The 20,823-nt window shown below is 49.4% G+C and carries 16 protein-coding genes; 14 read left to right on the top strand and 2 right to left on the bottom strand.

The window, feature by feature from the left end:
• Window positions 1-30 precede the first annotated feature (30 nt).
• Together BUB94_RS11415 and BUB94_RS11410 are read left to right on the top strand one after the other, a co-directional pair.
• A complete protein-coding gene (locus tag BUB94_RS11415; protein WP_073237183.1) occupies window positions 31-1,029 on the top strand; it encodes a DUF6175 family protein in 999 nt (332 codons plus the stop codon).
• Window positions 1,029-2,225 (top strand): hypothetical protein, encoded by a 1,197-nt coding sequence (locus tag BUB94_RS11410; RefSeq protein WP_073237180.1) that lies wholly within the window; start codon window positions 1,029-1,031, stop codon window positions 2,223-2,225. The genes BUB94_RS11415 and BUB94_RS11410 overlap by 1 nt, the downstream gene beginning before the upstream one ends.
• On the opposite strand, the gene BUB94_RS11405 is transcribed toward BUB94_RS11410, so the two are convergent.
• Window positions 2,200-3,489, bottom strand: a complete 1,290-nt coding sequence (locus tag BUB94_RS11405; RefSeq protein ID WP_073237177.1) for a hypothetical protein — start codon at window positions 3,487-3,489, stop codon at window positions 2,200-2,202. The genes BUB94_RS11410 and BUB94_RS11405 overlap by 26 nt on opposite strands.
• 121 nt (window positions 3,490-3,610) lie before the next feature.
• Here BUB94_RS11405 and lysS point away from each other — a divergent pair, with 121 nt between their 5' ends.
• The 12 genes from lysS (at window position 3,611) to BUB94_RS11345 (ending at window position 20,636) form a co-directional block, all read left to right on the top strand.
• Entirely contained in the window at window positions 3,611-5,116 is a 1,506-nt protein-coding gene (lysS, locus tag BUB94_RS11400; RefSeq protein ID WP_073161084.1) for a lysine--tRNA ligase, read from the top strand.
• A 66-nt stretch (window positions 5,117-5,182) separates the two neighbouring features.
• The gene (locus BUB94_RS11395) at window positions 5,183-5,566 is read left to right on the top strand and encodes a four helix bundle protein (protein ID WP_073237173.1); all 384 of its coding nucleotides are present in this window, start codon (window positions 5,183-5,185) and stop codon (window positions 5,564-5,566) included.
• 17 nt (window positions 5,567-5,583) lie between these two features.
• Window positions 5,584-6,831, top strand: coding sequence for an FtsX-like permease family protein (locus BUB94_RS11390; RefSeq protein WP_073237170.1), 1,248 nt, complete (start codon window positions 5,584-5,586; stop codon window positions 6,829-6,831).
• A 95-nt stretch (window positions 6,832-6,926) separates the two neighbouring features.
• Window positions 6,927-7,691, top strand: a complete 765-nt coding sequence (locus BUB94_RS11385; protein ID WP_249269341.1) for an ABC transporter ATP-binding protein — start codon at window positions 6,927-6,929, stop codon at window positions 7,689-7,691.
• 109 nt (window positions 7,692-7,800) lie between these two features.
• Window positions 7,801-10,353, top strand: coding sequence for an ATP-dependent Clp protease ATP-binding subunit (locus BUB94_RS11380; RefSeq protein WP_073237167.1), 2,553 nt, complete (start codon window positions 7,801-7,803; stop codon window positions 10,351-10,353).
• Window positions 10,354-10,495: 142 nt separating this feature from the next.
• Entirely contained in the window at window positions 10,496-11,143 is a 648-nt protein-coding gene (locus tag BUB94_RS11375) for an adenylate kinase family protein (protein WP_073161089.1), read from the top strand.
• 174 nt (window positions 11,144-11,317) lie between these two features.
• Window positions 11,318-13,474 carry a polysaccharide biosynthesis tyrosine autokinase gene (locus tag BUB94_RS11370; protein ID WP_073237164.1) on the top strand — a complete coding sequence of 719 codons (2,157 nt, stop codon included), beginning with the start codon at window positions 11,318-11,320 and terminating at the stop codon, window positions 13,472-13,474.
• A 62-nt stretch (window positions 13,475-13,536) separates the two neighbouring features.
• A complete protein-coding gene (locus BUB94_RS11365) occupies window positions 13,537-14,574 on the top strand; it encodes an NAD-dependent epimerase/dehydratase family protein (protein ID WP_073237162.1) in 1,038 nt (345 codons plus the stop codon).
• Window positions 14,575-14,869: 295 nt separating this feature from the next.
• Window positions 14,870-15,604, top strand: a complete 735-nt coding sequence (locus tag BUB94_RS11360) for a DsbA family protein (RefSeq protein WP_073237159.1) — start codon at window positions 14,870-14,872, stop codon at window positions 15,602-15,604.
• A 122-nt stretch (window positions 15,605-15,726) separates the two neighbouring features.
• Window positions 15,727-18,909: a carbohydrate binding domain-containing protein gene (locus BUB94_RS11355; RefSeq protein WP_073161093.1), complete on the top strand. Its 3,183-nt coding sequence runs from the start codon at window positions 15,727-15,729 to the stop codon at window positions 18,907-18,909.
• Window positions 18,910-19,371: 462 nt separating this feature from the next.
• Window positions 19,372-20,031, top strand: a complete 660-nt coding sequence (locus BUB94_RS11350) for a hypothetical protein (protein WP_139260210.1) — start codon at window positions 19,372-19,374, stop codon at window positions 20,029-20,031.
• Between the two features lie 2 nt (window positions 20,032-20,033).
• Window positions 20,034-20,636, top strand: a complete 603-nt coding sequence (locus BUB94_RS11345) for an outer membrane beta-barrel protein (protein ID WP_073237154.1) — start codon at window positions 20,034-20,036, stop codon at window positions 20,634-20,636.
• On the opposite strand, the gene BUB94_RS11340 is transcribed toward BUB94_RS11345, so the two are convergent.
• On the bottom strand, window positions 20,620-20,823 hold a 204-nt coding region (locus BUB94_RS11340; protein WP_139258420.1), incomplete at its 5' end, for a transposase. The genes BUB94_RS11345 and BUB94_RS11340 overlap by 17 nt on opposite strands.

The raw sequence follows: 20,823 nt of genomic DNA, 5'->3' as shown, positions 1-20,823 counted from the left end.
AAACTGGAATTTAAACAATTAGGTGTACTTATGAAGACTTTCTATAAAAAATGTGTTGTTTCTTCTGCTTTTGCAGGTTTGCTGATGGCTTCTCTTGTTGGCTGTTCTTCTGCTCCGGCTCCCGAAACAGAACCGACACGCAACAATGCCAAGAACGCCTATAGCGAAATGGAAGACGGCCAAACTGTCGCTCCCGCACAAAGTGCCGCCGCGCCTGCTCCGAAGGCAGAAGATCCTGCCGAAGAAACTCCGGCTGTGGCCATTTCTAACGTGCAGTTCAAGGTAAAGCCCACCGTTATGGTGTTGCCGGCCATGGGTGCCAAGGGGGCCACAAGCATCGAAGTCATCAAGAAGAATCCTCTGGCCAAAACCGCCATGGAAGTAATCAATGCCTACATGACTGAACGTGGCTACAGCGTCATGAGCCTCGAAACCCAGAACCAGCTTGATGAAGTGGTTCAGCTCCAGGATGACATTGCCGGTAACGATGCCGACTTGGCCTATGTGGCAGGCCTTGCCGTTGGTGCCGACATCAACTTGACTTTTGCCGGAAGTATCCAGAACGACAATCTAGTTATTGACCTGAATGCCAGCGACGCTTCTACCGCACAACTCATCGCCAGCGAATCCAGCCGCCAGAAAGACGAAGGGGAAGGCCAGCGTGTGTTAGTCCAGAAGGCTGTAAAGAATGCCATCGTCGCTTTGGAAAATAAGGTCCGCGATGAACTGGCCGCCGAACTTGAAAAAGGGGTGCAGTACAAGGTGGTTTGCCGTTTGACAGGCGATTTTACCGATGAACAGGCCGAAGAAATTTCCAATACGGTTTCGATGAAGGTCCGCAAAATGTTTAACAAGATGCAGGTGAAGTCCATGACCCGCAACACCTACGATCTTGTAGTCTATGCCGACCCCGACAAGTACGAAGACGCCCAGATGGTTTACGCAGAATTCTACGAAGCCCTCAGCGGAATGGCCAAGGTTCGCCGCCAGAACATCACCAAGAAACTGATTATCCTGGAGATTCAGTAATGAACTGCCGTTCCCTGAAAGCGATTGTATTGAGCCTTGCCCTGGGTGTTTCCCTGGGAACAGCCGAAAATCTGCTGACCTATACCGCATCCTCCAAGGTATCCCAGAAGGACGCCGACCAGAAGGCTCTTGATGGGGTTGCCAAGCAGATGAGCACACGGGTAAAATCTGAAATGGAAACCCGCAAGTCTGAAGACGCTAACGGAAACGTTACCGAATCCGCAGACATGTTCAAGGGCAGCTACACCAATGTGGTGCTGAAAGGCGCAAAGATTGTTCCGGGCCCCAAGCAAAATAACCAGTTTACTTCCACGGTGACCGTCGATCTGGACCAGATTGCCTCCAAGATTCTCCTGGATCTGGATGTCATCCGTAACGACGTAAAGGATAAGGAAAAGATTATCCGCACCGACCTGAAGGCTCACGATTATTACAAGACTTCTGTTGACATGGCCGCCTTAGAAAAGTTGGTGGACCGTTACAACGAAGAACTTGAAAATCTTTCTACAGTCCAGAAAGTTCCCGCTGACTTGAAGCTGGACACTCGACTGAACGCCTTGAGCGAATTCTTTATGGACAATTTGCAGTCTCTGAAGATGGAAACGGACTTGACCAGCGAAGCATTGATTGTATCGGTGAAGGATTACGCCAAGCCGGTGGCTTTTATGCCAATCGCCTTGGTGCAAGACCGCAAGAATTTGGTGGTCGAAAAGACCGACGACAAGGGACAGGCTGTCTTTGACCTGAAGGACGTTATGGCCAAGAAGCCCACAGGCGAAGTGACCGTACTTCCGGATCTTAAGTTCAAGTATGTACGCCCTGCTGCCATCGTTTCGAAAACTGTGCAGTATTCTGCCGAAAGGACAGGCGTTGCCTACAGACTTTCCTGCAAGGGAGAAACCGCAGAATGTGGAGCCCTCCGCAAGTTCCTGCTGGAATCGGGCTTCTCCTTCGTAGACGATCCAAAAACGCCTGAACTGGCGGTGACGTTGGACTTTAGCGATAAGGCCAACAGCGGTAAGACCCTGTACACCTCCAAAGCAACCATTTCCATCAAGTCCGGAGACGTCGAAATGGTGGAACAGCCCCAAGGTGTAGGCCGCGACAGCGAAAGCGCTCACGTCAAGGCCATTACCAAGCTGCCCTCCTCCAAGATCCTGCAGAATTTCGCTAAATCCCGGTCAGCAAAACGTTAGCCAGTTCCGAGATGATGTCGTCCTTGTCATCGACATAGGATAGCGGGTCTTCGAGAATTCTTTCGCATTGCATTTTCGTTAGCAGGGTTCTGTAGGGAGAGCTACCGCCAATCTCTTCGGCCCTTTTATTGATGTTCTCCAATGTATCCTGCAAATCCTGGAAGTATTGGAGGACTTTTTTTATGGTTTTGCTATTGCGTTTTAACAGCTGGTCGGCCTTGATTTGAACTGTATTTCGGTACCACAGGGAATTTGGAGCCGTCTTCAGGGATAATTGCAGCAGGGGTTCATGATTTCCTAGGAGGAACTGGTTTAAGGCTTCGATATATTGCCGGGTATGCGTTTGTAACTGCAGAAAAAGTCCCGGGAAGTGATCGTCAGCAGTCCCGATTTCCTGATTCAGGTAGATCAGGCGGGAGAGCCTGGCGTGCTGAGGGAGGATTTGTGGGTTGGCCACCCTGAGGAGATCACCAAAACTAAGACGACGACGGTTAATGTGACGTCTGCAGAACATTTCTTCGGCGTCTTTTAGGGTAATGGGTGTTAAGTAAACGGTTTGACTTTCGGGTGAGTACGTTAGACTTCCTGGATTCAACAGCATATCTTGAATAATTTGTTCAAAATTTTTAGAAGCCTCTGCATTTACGGGAATCTTGTACCGCTTAAGTTTGATGTCGAAAGGAAAAATGTCTTTCGATGTCAAAAAAAGGTTGAAGCAAATGTCAAATTTATAGCGGTCGCCTAAACGTTCGAAATCGTCATAGAAGTAATTTTCGCCAGTGACGGCAGTCATGTTCTCGATGCGTATGGAACTGTAGTCGATTTTAAATTCTGCTTCATGCCCCATAAAGGTGGTGGGGAGCACAAGGAAGTCCAGCAACTTGGTGACAAAACTTTCGATATTCGTAAAGTTTAGACTTGACGTATATACCGTGATACGGCTGTCTTCTATGGTGATGGTTTTACGCATCAGGAATTCAAGCCAATTGGGAATCTTGGACTTTGTCTCATGAGGATTCTTGGAAAGGTTGGTGAGAAGCATATCCTTGTATTCTTTGACAAGGAAGAATACCTCTGTAAGGGCCTTTTCAGAGTAATTGATTTTTATCTCGCCCTTCTTGTATTTATCGTATGCGGTTTCAAAATTGCGTTCCTTATCATGTAAATCAAAAATACGATTCACATAACGGCTTACCACATAAAGAGTCTGGTGAATTCCGAAGGGTCCGTGGTTTATGTCAAGGGACTTGTAAATTGTCTGCATGAAAACGCTCCTCAACCCTTATATCGTTTCCAATCGCAAAATTGTAAACTTGCCACATATATCTTTTTTCTAAATTTTCGCCGTTCAAAATTTAAACGTGTATATCACGAGGTAACTCAATATGGCAATGCAAGATATGAATGACCAGGTCGTCGCTCGCCTGGCTAAGCTGGACAAGTTCAAGGAAATGGGTATCGAGGCCTATCCTCATAAGTTTAACCGCACCCATGATTCCAAGGTTCTCAAGGAAAATAAGGACGCTCTCATCGCTTCCCAGGAAGAAGTGGCTTTCGCTGGCCGTGTTGTCCGCTTCAATCGTAAGGGCAAGATGTGCTTTATGCACCTGAAGGACCGTTATGGCCGTCTGCAGGTGGTTTGCGCCCGCGACGAAGTTGGCGAAGAAAACTACGAAATCGTGAAGATGACCGACCTTGGCGACTTCATCGGCGTTAACGGTACTATGTTCGAAACCCAGAGCGGTGAATACTCCGTACGCGTGAAGAAGGTGACCATGCTTTCCAAGGCTGTGCGCCCGCTCCCCGTTGCCAAGGAAAAGATTGACGAAAACGGCAACAAGGTGGTGTTCAACGAATTTGCCGACGTGGACGCCCGTTACCGTCAGCGCTATATCGACATGGCCTTGAACGACGACGTGAAGGACGTGTTCATCAAGCGTTCCAAGATTATGCAGTCCATTCGTGAATACCTCATCGAAAAGGGCTTCATCGAAGTGGAAACCCCGACTCTGCAGCCGATTTACGGCGGTGCAAACGCTCGTCCGTTTACCACCCATCACAATGCCTGCGATATGACCCTCTACATGCGTGTCGCTCCGGAACTCTACCTGAAGCGCTGCATTGTTGGCGGTATGGAAAAGGTTTTCGAATTCTCCAAGAACTTCCGTAACGAAGGTATGGACCGTACCCATAGCCCGGAATTCACCGGTCTGGAATTCTACGAAGCTTTCGCTGACTACAACGACATGATGGTCCACTTCGAAAACATCTACGAACGCGCCTGTATCGCAGCAAACGGCACCACCAAGATCATGACCCAGGGCAAGGAAATCGACTTCAAGGCTCCGTGGCCCCGCTACAGCATGATCGAAGCTATCGAAAAGTTCGGTGGCCTGAAGGTCAACGAAATGTCTGACGAAGACATCAAGAACAAGATGGAAGAACTGGGCGGCCACCTGGATGGTGAATTCAGCCGCGGCCGTGGCATCCTGGAACTGTTTGAACTGACTGTGGAAGACAAGCTGATCCAGCCCACCTTCATCAAGGACATGCCCACCGAATCTACTCCGCTCTGCAAGAAGCACCGTACCATCGAAGGCCTCATCGAACAGTTCGAACCCTACGCAAACGGCTGGGAACTGGGCAACGCCTATACCGAACTTAACGACCCCATCCGCCAGCGCGAACTTCTGGAAGACCAGGTCCGCCGTGGCCGCGGTGGTGAAGGCGAAACTCACCCCATGGACGAAAACTTCATGCACGCTATCGAATCCGGTCTGCCTCCTACCGGCGGTGTTGGCTTCGGTATCGACCGCATGGTGATGCTCCTGACCAACCAGGAAACCATCCGCGACGTGCAGCTCTTCCCGCTGATGAAGCCTGAGGTTTAATCGGCGAAGCCGATTGAGTAGACAGTGGCTAGTGGTTAGTAAACAGTGTCGCAGTAGAGAACTGTAATGGCAAAAAGCTACAAGGATCTTGTTGTCTGGCAAAAGGCGATGGACTTGTCTGTCGCTGTTTATCAGGTGACGAAATCTTTTCCAAAGGAAGAACTTTTTGGCATGGTTTCTCAAATGCGACGGGCTGCTGTTTCCATTGCAAGCAATATTGCTGAAGGTGAAGGTCGTAAATCAAAAAACGAGTTTGCTCATTTCGTTAGTATAGCAATGGGATCAAAAGCTGAACTGGAAACACAAGTGACTTTATGTGAACGTGTTGGACTTTGTTCGGATACGGAATCGCAAAATTTGCTTAGCATGTTAGATGAAATCGGGAAAATGCTAGCCTCATTAAAAACTCGGCTGTCTGCTACTTCAAAACCACTAACCACTAATCACTAACCACTAACCACTTTTTCATGTCCAAACTCGAATTTCTTATTGCCTGGCGTTATTTGGGGGCTCAGCGTAAGAGTCTCTTCGTTTCGCTTATCGGCATCTTCAGTATGCTTGGCGTTTCCATCGGCGTGTTTGCGCTGGTGGTTGCTCTTGCTGCGGTTAACGGTTTTGAAGAAGAGGTAACTGCCCAGATGATCGGCAAGGACGCTCACTTCGAAATCATGGCCTACAATGGGGAACCGATTGCGCCCTACGACAGCCTGATCAAGGAAGTCCGTGCCCACGATTCCCGCGTGACTGCGGCTTCTCCTTTTATCATTTACAAGGTGGGCATCAGCAGCAAGAAGGTGAACGACGGTATCGTGATTTACGGTATCGACGGCGAATCCTCCAAGGGCGTTACCGACATCCACAAGTACATCAAGTGGGGCAACTACTCTGTAGATAGCCTTGAAGATTTGAGCGGCAAGATGCGTCCGGGAATTATCCTGGGTAACGGCCTTGCCAACAGACTTCGTGTGGTGGTGGGCGACAAACTTGTTCTGCAGACATTCCAGAGTCCCGATGCGGTAGCCGCCAGCGGTGGTCCCAAGATGATGATGTGCGTGGTCAGCGGCATCTTCGAGACGGGCACTTACGAGTACGACGGCAACTTGGCTTATGTGGGCATTCCCGAACTGCAGACCTTGCTTACCATGGGTGACGCCGTTACCGGAATTCAGTTCCGCATGAATGACCATTGGAAGGCTGGGGTGGCTGTAGACAGTCTTGGCACTTGGCTTGGTTATCCTTACTACGCCATGGACTGGAAGACCAAGAACATCACCTTGCTCAAGTGGATGAACTATGAAAAGTTTATCGTGGCTGCAGTGATTTGCTTGATTATTCTTGTGGCCGCATTTAACATCATCAGTTCCTTGATCATGGTGGTAATCGACAAGACCAAGGAAATTGGAATCCTCCGCAGTATGGGCTTTAGCAAGGCTAGTATCATGCGGGTGTTTATGCTCATGGGCAGTTTCATTGGCGTGGGCGGAACCATTGTAGGAGGTTCCATCGGTTTGATTTTGTGCAAACTTCAGGAAGCTTACCATTTTATCAAGTTGCCTGGCGACGTTTACGTGATTCCCTATTTCCCCATATCGGTTCATGTTCTGGATGTGGTCCTGATTTTTGTTATCGGCATCGCTCTTTGTGTGGCCGCCACCATTCTTCCTGCCTGGAAAGCCAGCAGACTTGACCCCGTAGGAGCCATTAGACATGAGTAGTGAGGTCGGGCTTCGCCCTCTGAGGTATGGGGTCGGAGCTTCGCTCCTGGAGGTGTTTAATATGTGCATACGAATTAGGTCGCTTTGAGGTAATAATGAGTATTGATTTAAAGAATGATGCTGAGGTACAGACCAGCGTAACCTCTAGCTCGCTTTGCGAGCGACCTGATAACCTCGTACCTCAATGCCTATTGGAAACTCGCGATTTGCGTCGTGTCTTTAGCGAAACTGGTGAACAGCTGGAAATTCTGAAGGGCGTTAATTTTTCAATGAACGCTGGCGAACTAGTCGCTCTTACAGGTTCCTCCGGTTCCGGTAAATCCACCTTCCTGAATTTGGTGGGTATGCTGGATACTCCCACTTCTGGCGAAATTCTGTTCAAGGGAAAGGAACTTTCGAAGTTCAGCAGCCATGAACGTGACATGTACCATCGAGCTCAAGTGGGATTCGTGTTCCAGTTCCATCATCTGCTCAGCGAATTTTCCGCTCTCGAAAACGTCTGTGTACCGGGTCGCATTCTCGGAACAAGCGAAGCCGAATGCCGCGAACGCGCCGAAATGCTTCTGGAAACCGTTGGCCTGAAAGACCGCCTGAAGCACTTGCCCCGCGAACTTTCCGGTGGTGAACGCCAGCGCATCGCCATAGCCCGCGCCCTGATGAACAAGCCGGATCTGGTGCTGGCCGACGAACCCAGCGGCAACCTGGACGAAGCCAATTCCGCAAAGCTTAACGAACTGATCGGCGAACTGAACGAGAAGTTCAACCAGGCGTTCCTCATTGTAACCCACGACGAGATGTTGGCCAAGTTCGCTAAACGCCGAGTGGTGATGCATAACGGTTTGATCCAGAGTATCGAATAACGTCCTTTAAAAAGTAAGATGGATCCGTTTGATAAAAAAATATGGGACGTCAAGTAGACAAGCGCAAACTATAAAAACGATAGTGAATGAGAATTTTTAGGTAAAAGTTATGTCTGATATTAACGGTATTTTTTCGAAGAAGGCTAAGGCGGTTTTACAGGCCGCTCGCATGGCAGCCCGCAATTTGGGCAGCGACAGCATTAGCACAGAACATTTGCTGCTGGGACTGGTCCGTGAAGATTCCGGCTTTGCAGCAGAAACCTTGACCGCCCTCAAGGTGAACTTGAATGAACTGGGCGAAAATGTTCAGCGTTCTTTGACTTCTAACGGTGGAATCATGACTGTGGGCGATGCTCACGGCGCACTCCTTTCGTTTACTATTCGTTGTAAGGCAGCATTGTTCAATGCGGCAAAGATCGCCAAGGACGAAGGGGACCAGTACATCGGTCCTGAACATCTCATGCTTGCCATCTTGCAGCAGAGTGAATCTCCCGCTGCAGGTACACTTTCCACTTTCGGCGTCACCTTTGAAAATTTCCAGCAGGCTCTGCAGCAGATCAAGCGCGATGCTATGGAATCTCAGGTTCCCGGCGAAGAGGGAATGGCTAGCGAAGGTCCTTTCGGGGGAGAACAGCCCCGCGAAGGTCAGCCCCGCGTTGGTGAAACCCGTCAGCAGGCTCGTTCCCAGTCCCGCTCCAAGACTCCGATTCTGGAACATTTTGGCCGCGACTTGACCGCTATGGCCCGCCAGGGTAAGCTGGACCCGATTATCGGTCGTGAAGCAGAAATTGAACGTCTGATCCAGATTCTCTGCCGCCGCAAGAAGAATAATCCGGCACTCATCGGTGAACCGGGTGTGGGTAAGACCGCCATTATCGAAGGTCTTGCACTGAAGATTGCCCAGAAGAAGATTCCGGAACTGTTGGCCAACAAGCGCGTAGTTAGCCTTGATGTGGCAGCCATGGTGGCAGGCACAAAGTACCGCGGACAGTTTGAAGAACGCGTGAAGGGCCTTATTATGGAACTTCAGCGCGTAGATAATTCCGTCATTCTTTTCATCGATGAATTGCATACCATCGTAGGCGCAGGCGGTTCTGAAGGTAGCTTGGATGCTTCCAATATTTTCAAGCCTGCACTTGCCCGTGGCGAACTCCAGTGCATTGGCGCGACCACCATCGATGAATACCGCAAGTACATCGAAAAGGATGCCGCCCTGGAACGCCGTTTCCAGACCATCGTGGTGAACCCGCCTTCTTCTGAAGATTCCATCCAGATTCTGGAAGGTCTGCGAGCCAAGTATGCGCAACATCATAAGGTCCGTTATACGCCCGAAGCCATTCGCGCCTCCGTCACCTTGGCAGAACGTTATATTTCCGACCGATTCTTACCGGACAAGGCCATCGACGTCTTGGATGAAGCAGGAGCCCGTGTCCGCCTGAATTCCATCCGCACACCTCAGGACTTGAAGGAAATGGAAGATGCCTTGGCAGAAGCCCTCCAGCAGAAGGAAGAGGCTATTGCCGAACAGCAGTACGAAACGGCTGCCGCCCTCCGCGACAAGATTGAAGCTCTTACAAACCAGATTGCAGAACGCCGCGAAGCTCTCAACAAGGAAGATTCCGCAGAACTTCCCGTAGTTGACGAAAACGAAATCCGCGATTGCATCAGTAAGATGACCGGCATTCCTGTTAGCCGCTTGGCTGGCGAAGAAGCACAGAAACTTCTAAAGTTGGGTGACGAAATCAAGGAACGTGTTATTGGTCAGGATCAGGCCGTAGATGCAGTCGTAAAGGCAATCCGCCGTACCCGCGCCGGCATTCGCAATAACAAGCGCCCCATGGGTAGCTTCCTGTTCCTGGGTCCCACCGGTGTGGGTAAGACTGAACTTGCCAAGGTCTTGAGCTTGAGCCTGTTTGGTAGCGAAGAATCCATGATTCGTATCGACATGAGCGAGTACATGGAAAAACATAGCATTAGCCGCCTGATCGGTGCGCCTCCGGGATACGTTGGCTTCGAAGATAACGGCGGACAGCTTTCCGAGAAGGTCCGCAAGCGCCCTTATTGCGTGGTGCTCCTGGATGAAATTGAAAAGGCTCATCCGGACGTTTACAACTTGCTACTCCAGATTCTGGATGATGGTATTCTTACCGATAGCTATGGTCGCAAGATTAACTTCAAGAATACAATCATCATCATGACCAGTAATGCCGGCGCCCGCGAAGTCCGCCATAGCTCTGGCATGGGCTTTACCAAGATGGGGGAGACCGACGACTACGAACGTATGGAAACCGCTATCCGCGAAGAAGTAAAGCGTGTATTCTCTCCGGAATTCCTGAACCGTATCGACGAACAGATTGTGTTCCGTCCGTTGACCAAGAAGGACTTGTCTTCTGTTGTGGATATCCAGCTGACCTTCTTGCAGAAGAACTTGTCTGAACGTGGAATCCTGCTGGAAGTTTCCCAGGCCGCCAAGGAATTTGTAGTTAGTCACAATTACGATTCCGCCCTGGGCGCCCGCCCCATCCGTCGTTCCATTCAGCAGTTGATCGAAGATGAAATTGCCGAAGGACTCCTCCTTGGAATCTACAAGGACTTCTCCACGATTTCCCTGGATGTGGTGGATGGCAAGCTGAAGTTTACTTCCGAGGCATTGCCCAGCTAGGTATTAGTAGACAGTGGTTAGTAGACAGTAGGTAGAAAGTGAATTTTTTTGCATTCAAATACTAACCACCAACCACTAACCACTAACCACTATTCTATATTTTTCTACGAAAAGTTCAAACAATCAACCAAAGGACAATATCATGGCAAAGATTTCTGCCGTTCTTATCTTCGGTGCACCGGGTTCCGGTAAGGGTACCGTCGGCGCTAAGCTCGCTGCAACCACTTCTCTGAAGCACCTCTCCACTGGTGACATCTTCCGCGGCATCGCTCCCTCCAGCGAATCCGGCAAGCTCCTCGCTTCCTACTCCAGCAAGGGCCTCCTGGTTCCCAACGAAGCTACCGTTGAAATCTTCGGCCGCTATGTTGAAGGTCTTGTCAACACCAACAAGCTGAATCCCGAAAAGGACACCCTCCTCCTGGATGGCATTCCTCGTACCGTTGAACAGGTCAAGCTCATCGAATCCATCGTCGACGTGAAGCACATCTTCGTGCTCGACATCAAGGATGAAGCTACCATCGTTGCTCGCCTCCTGAACCGCGCCAAGATCGAAGGCCGTAAGGATGACGCAGACGAAGCTGTTATCAAGAACCGCCTCAAGGTTTACAAGGAATCCACCGCCAAGGTTCTTTCCAAGTACAACAAGAAGATCATTTCTCACATCGTTGGCGACAACACTCCGGACGAAGTGTTCTGCGACGTGCTGAAGGCATACGTTGACTTCTGCAAGGCTTCCGCTCCCAAGGCTAAGAAGCCGGCTGCAAAGAAGACTGCCAAGAAGAGCAAGTAATTCTTGACCCAAAAGTTTGAAGGCACCCCGTTTTTTACGGGGTGTTTTTTATTGTGCTTAAATCAACACAAAATATTACAAAAACCTTTCGGAATACTGAAAGTTTTTTATATTTGCTCAGAATTTGTTTAAATACCGCGTAAAAAGATTTTCTGACGGGAATATTGGTTAAAAATGGATAACTCTCAAGTTAACACAAAAAACGGATCCAATACAGGCAGTGCAAAGAACGACGACGAAATCGATCTCCTCGAAGTTCTAGGAATTCTTCTTAAGCACAAGCTATTCCTGTTTTTCTGTCTAGTCGTCGGTGCTGTTGTAGGTTTCCTGGCCTCTAACTGGGTTCGCCCGCAATATACTAGCGACGCTCTTCTTCAAATTGATGTTAAGGGAAACAAGGCCGGAAAGGCCATGGGCGAAATGGGCGCACTCCTTGATGTAGCCAGCCCCGCAGAAGCAGAAATCGAACTTCTCAAGAGCCGCATGGTCTTGAGCTACGTCGTCGAACAGGAAAGACTTTGCTTTAACGCCTATCCCAAGGGACCCATGAAACGTCTGACCCATAAGGAAGGACGTATGGACCTTGAAAACCTGCATATTCCTGAAATTGCCATTACCGAAAAATGGTATGCCCTGGTTACCGGTCAGGATGAATTCATTGTCATTACCCCGGAAGATACGGAACTGGTAAAAGGTAGGGTAGGTGAACCTGTTTCTGCCCCCTACGCAGGAGATTCCCTGGTTATCCAGGTCAAGGCTCTCCGTGCAGAACCCGGCCAGATGTTCGTTCTCGTCGAATCTGATCCGCTGGCCGCAGTTCGTGAACTCGTGAAGCAGCTGAACGTTGCTGAAAGGGGGAAGCAGACCGGCATCATCGGCGTTTCCTATACGCATCAGTATGCAGACCGTGCCGCCTCCATCTTGAACACCATCGCCAATATTTATCTGCGCCAGAATGTTGAAATGCGCAGTGCCGAAGCAGAAAAGACCTTGGAATTCCTTGAAAATCAGCTGCCCGGTGTTAAGGCAAAACTTGATTCCGCCGAAAAGAAGTTGGCCGACTACCGTCATAAGATTGGTTCCGTGGACCTGAGCGGCGAAACCCGCACTCACCTTGAAAAGGAAGCCAACCTCGAAAAGCAGATTCTTGAACTGGAACAGAAGCGTCAGGAACAGACCCGTTTGTTCAAGGATGAGCATCCGGCCGTGGTCACCATTGTAAAGCAGCAGGATCGTCTACGCGCCGAGCTGGCCCGACTGAAATCTTCTGCCGCCAAGATGCCATTGACTCAGCAGGAAGTGATTAGCCTTCAGGAAGAAGTTGCCGTGAATAACGCTCAGTATACTTCCATGCTCAACAACATCCAGCAGCTCCGTGTGGTCCGTGCTGGTGAAGTGGGCAACGTCCGCATTGTGGACTACGCTCAGATTGAACGCAAGCCTAGCAAGCCCAACAAGAAGCTGATCTTGATCGGCTGCATTGCAGGTTTCTTCCTCCTGGGCGCCCTCCTGATTTACCTGCTCCAGATGACCAAGCGTGGCGTGCGTAGCTCTCTTGAAATTGAACGCGAAACTGGCGTTAGCGTTTACGCCAAGATTCCCAAGTCCGAAAACAGCATCCTCAGCCTCCGCAAGAAGGGCAAGAACACCCTGCCTCTCGTCGAAGAAGATCCCGAGGATCCTGCCAGCGAAGCTTTCCGTTCCCTTTATACTGCAATTGATTTCTCTGTGGGTGAACAGAAGGTTATCATGGTCACCGGTATGATTCCTGGCGTCGGCAAGAGCTTTGTATCCAAGAACCTGGCCGCCCTGTATGCAGCCGCTGGCAAGAAGACCTTGCTGATCGACGCCGACATGCGCCGTGGTGTGGTCTACAGCCATCACAAGCAAGGTCTCGGCGACGTACTTTCTGGAAGATGCACACTGGAAAGCGCTGTCGCAGACTCCATCACAAAGAACTTGTTTGTAATCGGCGCCGGTATAACAGATGTTTCTCCCAGTGAATTGCTGCGCGGAACCAAGTTCAAGGAACTCCTTGATAGCGCTTCGGAAACCTACGACACCATTATCGTAGATACTCCGCCTCTGAATCTGGTCACTGACTCCGAATTGATTTTCCCGGTTGTGGATTTCGCCTTGTTCGTTCTCCATTACGGACGTCATTCCATGGAACAGATCAAGGAAGCCATGATCAAGATCGAACGCTGCGGCAACAAGCCTCACGCCCTCGTGATGAACCATTGCGAATCCGACGGTCATGGTTATGGTCACTACGGATCCTACGGATCCTACGGCTCTTATGGCAGCTACAAAAAGAAGAAAAAGCGCTAAGTAAATCAGCGGCCTCAGGGCCGCTTTTTTTTATATTTGGGACGGAAAAGTTAGAGGTATAAATGAAGTTTCTGATTACAGGTGCAGCAGGTTTCATCGGATCCAAGATTATGCAGATGCTTGCAGATCGCGGCGATGAAGTTGTAGGGCTTGATAATATCAACGACTATTACGATCAGCGTCTCAAGTACGGAAGACTTCGTGAAAACGGTTTTGAACAGCCGGACAGCAATTTTGAATTTGGCAAAATGTTGACCAGTACCAAGTGGTCCAACTGTCGCTTTATCCGCATGGATATTGCAGACAAGGAATCCCTGGATACCCTCTTCACCTCCGAAAAATTCGACAAGGTCATGAACCTTGCGGCCCAGGCCGGAGTCCGCTATTCAATTACCAACCCCTATGCCTATATGCAGAGCAATATGGTAGGCTTCCTCAACATTCTTGAAGCCTGCCGCAATACCAAGGTGCCTTACCTGGTATTCGCCTCCAGCAGTTCTGTATACGGTCTCAACAGCAAGGTTCCCTACAGCGAAGACGACAAAGTCGATTCCCCGGTGAGCCTCTACGCCGCAAGCAAGAAGAGCAACGAGCTGATGGCCCACGCTTACGCCAAGCTCTACGGAATCAAGGTAACCGGTCTCCGCTACTTCACTGTTTATGGTCCCTGGGGCCGCCCCGACATGTCACCTATGCTTTTTGCCAAAGCCATATCCAAGGGCGAAGCAATCAAGGTGTTTAACAATGGCGACATGATCCGCGACTTCACCTACATCGACGATATTGCTGAAGGTTCTATTCATGTATTGGACCGCGAACCCGAGGCCGCAAACTGTGAAAACAACGTTCCATACCGCATTTTCAATATCGGCTGCAGCAATCCGGTAAAGCTGATGGACTTCATCAGCGAAATCGAGAACGCTTACGGCGAACCCGCCAAGAAGGAATTCCTGCCCATGCAGCCGGGAGACGTCTACCAGACCAACGCCGACACCACCAAGCTAGAACAGCAGTGCGAATACAAACCCCACTGGAGCCTCCACGACGGCATCGCCAAGTTCATGGAATGGTACAAGAGCGACGCAAATCCGCTGAGATGAGCAAATAGTGAATACAGAACGCACCTCATACCTTACTACAGATATTAGGCCGGCCTTACGGCCTTTTAGGTATTAGGCCGCACCTGCGGTGCTTTGGGGCAATCAGAACAATTCACAATTCATATCTCATATCTGATAATTCATACCTGGTAGCTCATATCAGATATCTCGCCACAAGCCTTTTTGGGCCATATTCTCTCGTCTCTTCTCTCTCGTCTCTCCTCTATTATATATATTTCCTCAAAATTGCGGGCGGACCACGCCTGCTAGACTTTGTTCAACTAAAAGGAAAAAAATGAAACGTCTCTCCATTGCCGCTATGGCTATTTGTGTTGCTGGTCTTGTTGCTTGTAACCAGGCTTCCGCCGGTGGTTCCTTCAACCAGCAGGCTCGCCTCGACCAGCTCGAAAAGGATTTCAACCAGGTTAAGGAAGAATTCGAAATTCTTAAGTACGCTCTCGACAAGCGAGGCATTTCTCTCGAAGCTGCCAAGGCTGAAATGGAAGCAGACAACAAGGTCTGGGACATTCCCGTTGACGAATCTCCGGTCTTCGGCAACACCACCAACCCCAAGCTGACTATCGTGGAATTCACCGAATTCCAGTGCCCGTACTGCTCTCGCATCGCTCCCACCATGAAGGAACTCATGGACAAGCACCCGGGCGAAATCAAGTTCATATACAAGAACTTCCCGCTGTCCTTCCATGCTAACGCCAAGCCGGCAGCTGCAGCAGCCATTGCCGCTCAGAAGCAGGGCAAGTTCTGGGAATATCGCTATGCTCTGGCACCCCATTCCCGCGAACTGACCGACTCCACCTTCGAAGCAGTTGCTAAGGAAGTTGGCCTGAACATTGAACAGTTCAATAAGGACCGCGTCCTGGACGATGCCATGAACGCTCGCATCCAGAAGGACTTCGATCTGGGCGTCAAGGTTGGCGTTCAGGGCACCCCGAACTTCTACATCAACGGTAAGCGCCAGGATCGCTTCAGCCCCGAACTGGTTGAAAAGATGCTGAAGGAAGCCAAGTAATTTTGGTTCAATCTGTGTACGCGACTTCGCGCCGCGTGCACCTTTTTTGGCCTCAAAAGATTTAATTTCGAATAGCAAATTAAAACAAAGATCAAACTAACACAAACAAAAGGATACGATATATGATGAAGCGTACATTGACTGCTGCATCCATTGCCCTTCTGGGTTTTGGTGTGACAGCTACAATGGCTCAGCCGAAAGCACCTCGTGTAGTTCCTTACAAGTTCTTTGACGATGCATATCGCCAGGGTGGCTTCGACTACGCATACGGCGGCAAGAGCAAGGGTATCACCATTACGAAGGACGGCGGCTACAAGTCCAAGTCCGCTCTGAATATCAAGCTGGACCCCAGCGAATATTCCGGTGCTTCCGTTTGCCTTTACAACGAAACTTTCGACCTGAACAAGTTCATGCTCGACTCCAAGCTCGAATTCATGATCAAGGGCGCAAAGGGTGGCGAAACTGTTAAGGTCGGTCTCCTCGATGAAGAAGTTTCTGACGGCAAGAAGACTCAGGTCGTTCTTCCCATGAACAAGTACATCGAAGGTGGCTCCGTCACTACCGAATGGAAGAAGGTTTCCATTCCTCTGGTCGACTTCCCGGATCGTGGTCTCTACTGGGACAACACCCGTAAGTCTGAATTCCCCGCACGTATCGACTGGGATAAGATTGCAGAAATCCGCTTCTCTATCGACAAGAGCGCCGAAAAGACTTTCGAAGTCTGGGTTGACAACATCGAAATCGTCAAGGGTAACAAGAAGGCCAAGCCCAAGGCCAAGATGGTTTACTGGGATGAAAACAACGACGTCATCGACGGTCCTAAGAACCCCGAAAAGCTGGACGGCAAGGCTAAGCCCGTTGCCAACGGCATCTTCTACTCTGATGGCCTGAAGGGCTTCAGCTACAGCTACGGTGGTCTCTCTGCCCAGCGTGAAGCTGACTCCAAGACTCCGGGTAACAAGAACGTTCTCGCTCTCTACATCGATAACAACGACTGGTCCGGTGTGACCTACTCTCTGGGCGAAGGCAAGTATGTTGACTTGTCCAAGGTCCGTAACAAGGGTGGTCTCTACTTCTGGATCAAGGGTAAGCTCGGTGGCGAAAAGGTATACGTTGGTATTCTGGACAACCAGGGCAACGATATCAAGAGCCAGACCAAGATTAGCCTCAACGACTGGATCGAAGGCGCCAAGGTTGGTACCGATTGGAAGCTCGTCAAGATTCCTCTGAAGAAGTTCGGCGACAAGGGTAAGGCTTGGGACGCTAACAAGCAGGCCGAAGTTGCTAAGGATATCCAGTGGAACAAGATTCAGGAACTCCGCTTCTCTGTCGGCAAGGGTGAAAACCAGGGCGAACCGGGCAAGCCGGCTCCTGTGACCATCTACGTTGACCAGGTTACCTTCACCGAAAATATCGACTGGGTTGACCCGGATATCAAGTGGGATAACTGGAAGGGCAATGCTCCTGACTACGTAATTTCTGACTTCGAAAGCAAGTTCAACGGCGACAAGTGGGAACCGTCTAAGGGCCCGAAGTCCAAGGTTGAAGTTGATGTTCCGTTCAAGACTTCCAAGCTCGATGGCAACTCCCTCAATGTCAAGCATTTCGAAATGTCTGACTGGGTTGACGTTGTGCTCGACCTCAAGAAGAACAACCGCCCGGCTGCTGACCGTGACTGGACCAAGCACTGGGGCATCATGTTCGACGTTTACTCTGAACGTCCGTGGCAGTCTATTACCGTTCAGGTCGGCGACGCTGGCAGCGAACTCTTCGTTGCTAACACCGGTGTACCTCGCGGTCGTACCACTGTGATCGTTCCGTTCCGTAACTTCAGCAAGTTCCCGTACTACCAGCCGCCTGAAGCAAAGGAAAACGGCCTCTTCGACCTGAAGGGTGTTGTTTCTCTGGACTTCAAACCGGGTGGAGAAGGTTCTAACGGTTCCTTCGAAATCGATAACATTAAGCTGACCAACCAGAAGGAAGTCAAGGCTGCTGCCCGTCCGGCAGTTGTCAAGGTTGACGTCAAGGGTTCTTCCGACGTGATCAACCCGAACATCTCTGGTGGCCTCTTCGGTATCAACGCTGCCCTCTGGGACGGCGACATGCTGGACAACAAGAAGTTCAAGACCCAGACTTGGGAATATGCAAAGCGCATCAACCACGGCATTATCCGTTACCCGGGTGGTCTCCGTGCTGATGACGACCACTGGAAGGAAATCCTCGACAACCACGACTGGATGGTCGATACCGACGAATTCCTCGCTTGGTTGAAGAAGACCGGCTCCAACGCTATGTTCACCGTGAACTTCGGTTCCGGCACCGAACAGGAAGCTGCAGCATGGGTTAAGCACACTAACGTAGACAAGAAGGCCAACATCCTGTACTGGGAAATCGGTAACGAAGTCTACGGTAACTGGCACCCGTACTACGAAAAGTATGGTAAGGACGGCGGTACTGTTTATGGTAAGCGCGCACGTAAGTTCATCGAAGCTATGAAGAAGGTTGACCCGACCATTAAGGTTGCTGTGCTCGGCGTTCTCGATGGCGACTGGAACGAAAACGTTCTCCGCGAAACCGGCGACATCGCTGACGGTCTTATCGTTCACCACTATCCGCAGCACTTCGGTGAAGAAAACGACTTCGCCATGCTCTCTGCTCCTCAGGACCTGACCCCGATCTACAGCCGTCTGCACAAGACCGTAGATAAGTGGACCAAGAAGTTCAACAAGGACAAGAAGATCGAACTGTGGCTCACCGAATGGAACTCTGTTGACTTCAACCCGGGTCCGCAGACCATCGCTCTCGAAAACGGCCTGTTCGTTGCTGACTACCTGGCTATGCTCGCAACTGAAAATGTTGACAACGCACAGTACTGGGATATCCACAACGACATCACTCCGGAAGGCGGTGACTACGGTTACCTGACCCGATCTGCAGAAGAATGCATGAACTGCCCGCGTCCCAGCTACTGGGCATTCCAGATGGCTTCTGACGCTCTCCGCGGCAAGCTCCTCAAGACCACCATCACTGGCGATAAGGAATCTCTCCTCACTACTTACTACACCGAAAATGGTAAGAAGAAGAGCCTCCTGGTCATCAACAAGAGCCCCTACAGCGACTACGAATTGAAGCTGGATATCCCGGGCTTCAAGGGCAAGGCTAAGATGCAGGTCTTGGACAAGTCCTCCGAAAAGCTGAAGGAAGGTTGGGCAAACGATCCTTCCAAGAAGGCTAAGGATGTTGACCTGTCTAAGCCGGTTAAGGTTGGCAAGCGCACCGTTACTTTGATCGTTCTCGACAAGTAATCACCTCAAATTAGCTCTAATGCCGCAAAGGTTGATGGGCTAAATTGAAATCAAAGAAATCCCGTCGGATAAATACCGGCGGGGTTTCTTTTTTGTAAAAGTTAAGTATGTGGACAATTCTTTGCTTGTTAACTAAATTTGTTTACGTTTGGGGTTAGATTCTAAAAAATCTTTCCGTTACATTATTGATTAGGACGTAAGGTGGGTGATGCCATCTTGTTTCTGGGATTAAGCAAAACACTTGCTGTTTTGCGTTGTTGAGTTGTTGGTTAGGAGACCACAAGAAAGGCGACGCGGCCTGGGGGTTGCGTCGCTTTTCTTATTCCCTTGTCATTGGGGATGCTCCATGGTAAAATCTAAAATTCCCGATTGATCCTTCGGTAATTCGCCTTGATTTTTTTTACGCCCTTTATAAAATTTGTAGTTATATTGCACGTTGGTAGATTAGGAGGTTTTATTCGGATGAAAAAGAGATTTCTTGCACTATCGTTTGTATCGGCTCTGCTATTGGGCTGCACTTACGCTGATCTTTACACGGTTAATCAAAAGGAATTGGAAAACGAGGTTGCCCTGACCGACTTGGAGGGGGTCGTTTTTTCGTTTAGCTGCGACAACGGTTCTTCTAAATGCGGCCTTTCCTTTGACAGTTTCGCAACAGATACAATACAGACCTCATCAAGTCCCAATGGGAATCATTACACTGTAAACGAAAGCAGGTTTTCGAAAGCCTCTATCCTTAGCCTTCAGTTGACAGAAGAGGGGAAGGAGCCCAAGCCATTGATTGCCTATTCAAATTCCATAAAGAATTACATTAAGGGCGATGACTTTATTCCGACCATGGGTAATTTGGAACATCCAAACGACAAGATCAGTTTTAGTGGTTACTACTTAGATGACAATTGGGTGGAAAACGATACGACAGTCCTTATAGGAAATGTCATTTACGGCGATTCAAAGAACAGGGCTCGATTCAAGATTACAGATTCAAAGGGTCACTATGTATCCTTGGCTGTTGACATGAACTTGAAACAGATAGTCAGTAGTGAAGCAAATTTCGAAAACAGAATGGATTATTATAATCGAGAAATTCCGTTTTTCACTTTAAAAGAATATAGGAGGTAATCATGAAGATTAGAATTACTCTCCTGGCCTTGCTCTTGAGCGTTACGATGTCGATGGCAAAATCCTTTGATAATTTTTCCGTGGGAATCATGTCTGGATTGTCATTCAACATGCTTTCCGGATTGCCAAGCGATTTTGACGAAGGCAGTGGTGCAGGCACGTCCTTGATTGCAGCAAGATTTGCAATTCCGATTTCCTCATCATATTCACCAAACGGATACTCATTGACCTTTGTTCCTGAAATCGCTCTCGATGTAAATGGGTATACCGTAAAGTTTAAATATCTTGATCAAGATGCCGAGGAAGAACTGACTCTAGTTTCTCTGCGCTTGGGAATGTTATTCGACGTTTTTTTTGATAACCACATGTTCCTAACTCTTGGACCTGACGTCAAGCTGACTAGCTTTGACGAACGCGTGACAATCGCGGATGAGGAATTTGAACCGAAATCAAATCCGTCCAGTCAAATGTTGGTTGATGGCACCATCGGTTTTGGCTATAAATTTCAAAGATTTGATTTTGGCATACGATACAGTATCGGAATAATGGAAATTTTTAAAGAGGCATCATCAACATGTGTGGAAGCATTTAGGCAGCCTTGCTAGATGATTCTCTCGATTCCGATTCCCATTCGTAGGCTATCTTTACATCTACATAGGAACAGCTCAACATTATCAGCGACAGCATGTTGTTCATATTCCTGAAGCCATAGGCAGTCCGTATCAGTAGCTTTATCTTGTTGTTCGTCGCCTCGATCCTTGCGTTTGACACGCCCAGCCTGATTGTGTTGAG

The sequence above is a fragment of the Fibrobacter sp. UWH9 genome (genome assembly GCF_900129715.1).
Classification (GTDB): Bacteria; Fibrobacterota; Fibrobacteria; order Fibrobacterales; family Fibrobacteraceae; genus Fibrobacter.
Note: the sequence above shows the minus strand (reverse complement) of the source record. Positions and strands in the feature narration are given on the sequence as shown.

Coding starts and splice junctions, on each gene's coding strand:
- BUB94_RS11415 (WP_073237183.1), top strand. CDS start 31: ATGAAGACTTTCTATAAAAAATGTGTTGTTTCTTCTGCTTTTGCAGGT.
- BUB94_RS11410 (WP_073237180.1), top strand. CDS start 1,029: ATGAACTGCCGTTCCCTGAAAGCGATTGTATTGAGCCTTGCCCTGGGT.
- BUB94_RS11405 (WP_073237177.1), bottom strand. CDS start 3,489: ATGCAGACAATTTACAAGTCCCTTGACATAAACCACGGACCCTTCGGA.
- lysS (WP_073161084.1), top strand. CDS start 3,611: ATGGCAATGCAAGATATGAATGACCAGGTCGTCGCTCGCCTGGCTAAG.
- BUB94_RS11395 (WP_073237173.1), top strand. CDS start 5,183: ATGGCAAAAAGCTACAAGGATCTTGTTGTCTGGCAAAAGGCGATGGAC.
- BUB94_RS11390 (WP_073237170.1), top strand. CDS start 5,584: ATGTCCAAACTCGAATTTCTTATTGCCTGGCGTTATTTGGGGGCTCAG.
- BUB94_RS11385 (WP_249269341.1), top strand. CDS start 6,927: ATGAGTATTGATTTAAAGAATGATGCTGAGGTACAGACCAGCGTAACC.
- BUB94_RS11380 (WP_073237167.1), top strand. CDS start 7,801: ATGTCTGATATTAACGGTATTTTTTCGAAGAAGGCTAAGGCGGTTTTA.
- BUB94_RS11375 (WP_073161089.1), top strand. CDS start 10,496: ATGGCAAAGATTTCTGCCGTTCTTATCTTCGGTGCACCGGGTTCCGGT.
- BUB94_RS11370 (WP_073237164.1), top strand. CDS start 11,318: ATGGATAACTCTCAAGTTAACACAAAAAACGGATCCAATACAGGCAGT.
- BUB94_RS11365 (WP_073237162.1), top strand. CDS start 13,537: ATGAAGTTTCTGATTACAGGTGCAGCAGGTTTCATCGGATCCAAGATT.
- BUB94_RS11360 (WP_073237159.1), top strand. CDS start 14,870: ATGAAACGTCTCTCCATTGCCGCTATGGCTATTTGTGTTGCTGGTCTT.
- BUB94_RS11355 (WP_073161093.1), top strand. CDS start 15,727: ATGATGAAGCGTACATTGACTGCTGCATCCATTGCCCTTCTGGGTTTT.
- BUB94_RS11350 (WP_139260210.1), top strand. CDS start 19,372: ATGAAAAAGAGATTTCTTGCACTATCGTTTGTATCGGCTCTGCTATTG.
- BUB94_RS11345 (WP_073237154.1), top strand. CDS start 20,034: ATGAAGATTAGAATTACTCTCCTGGCCTTGCTCTTGAGCGTTACGATG.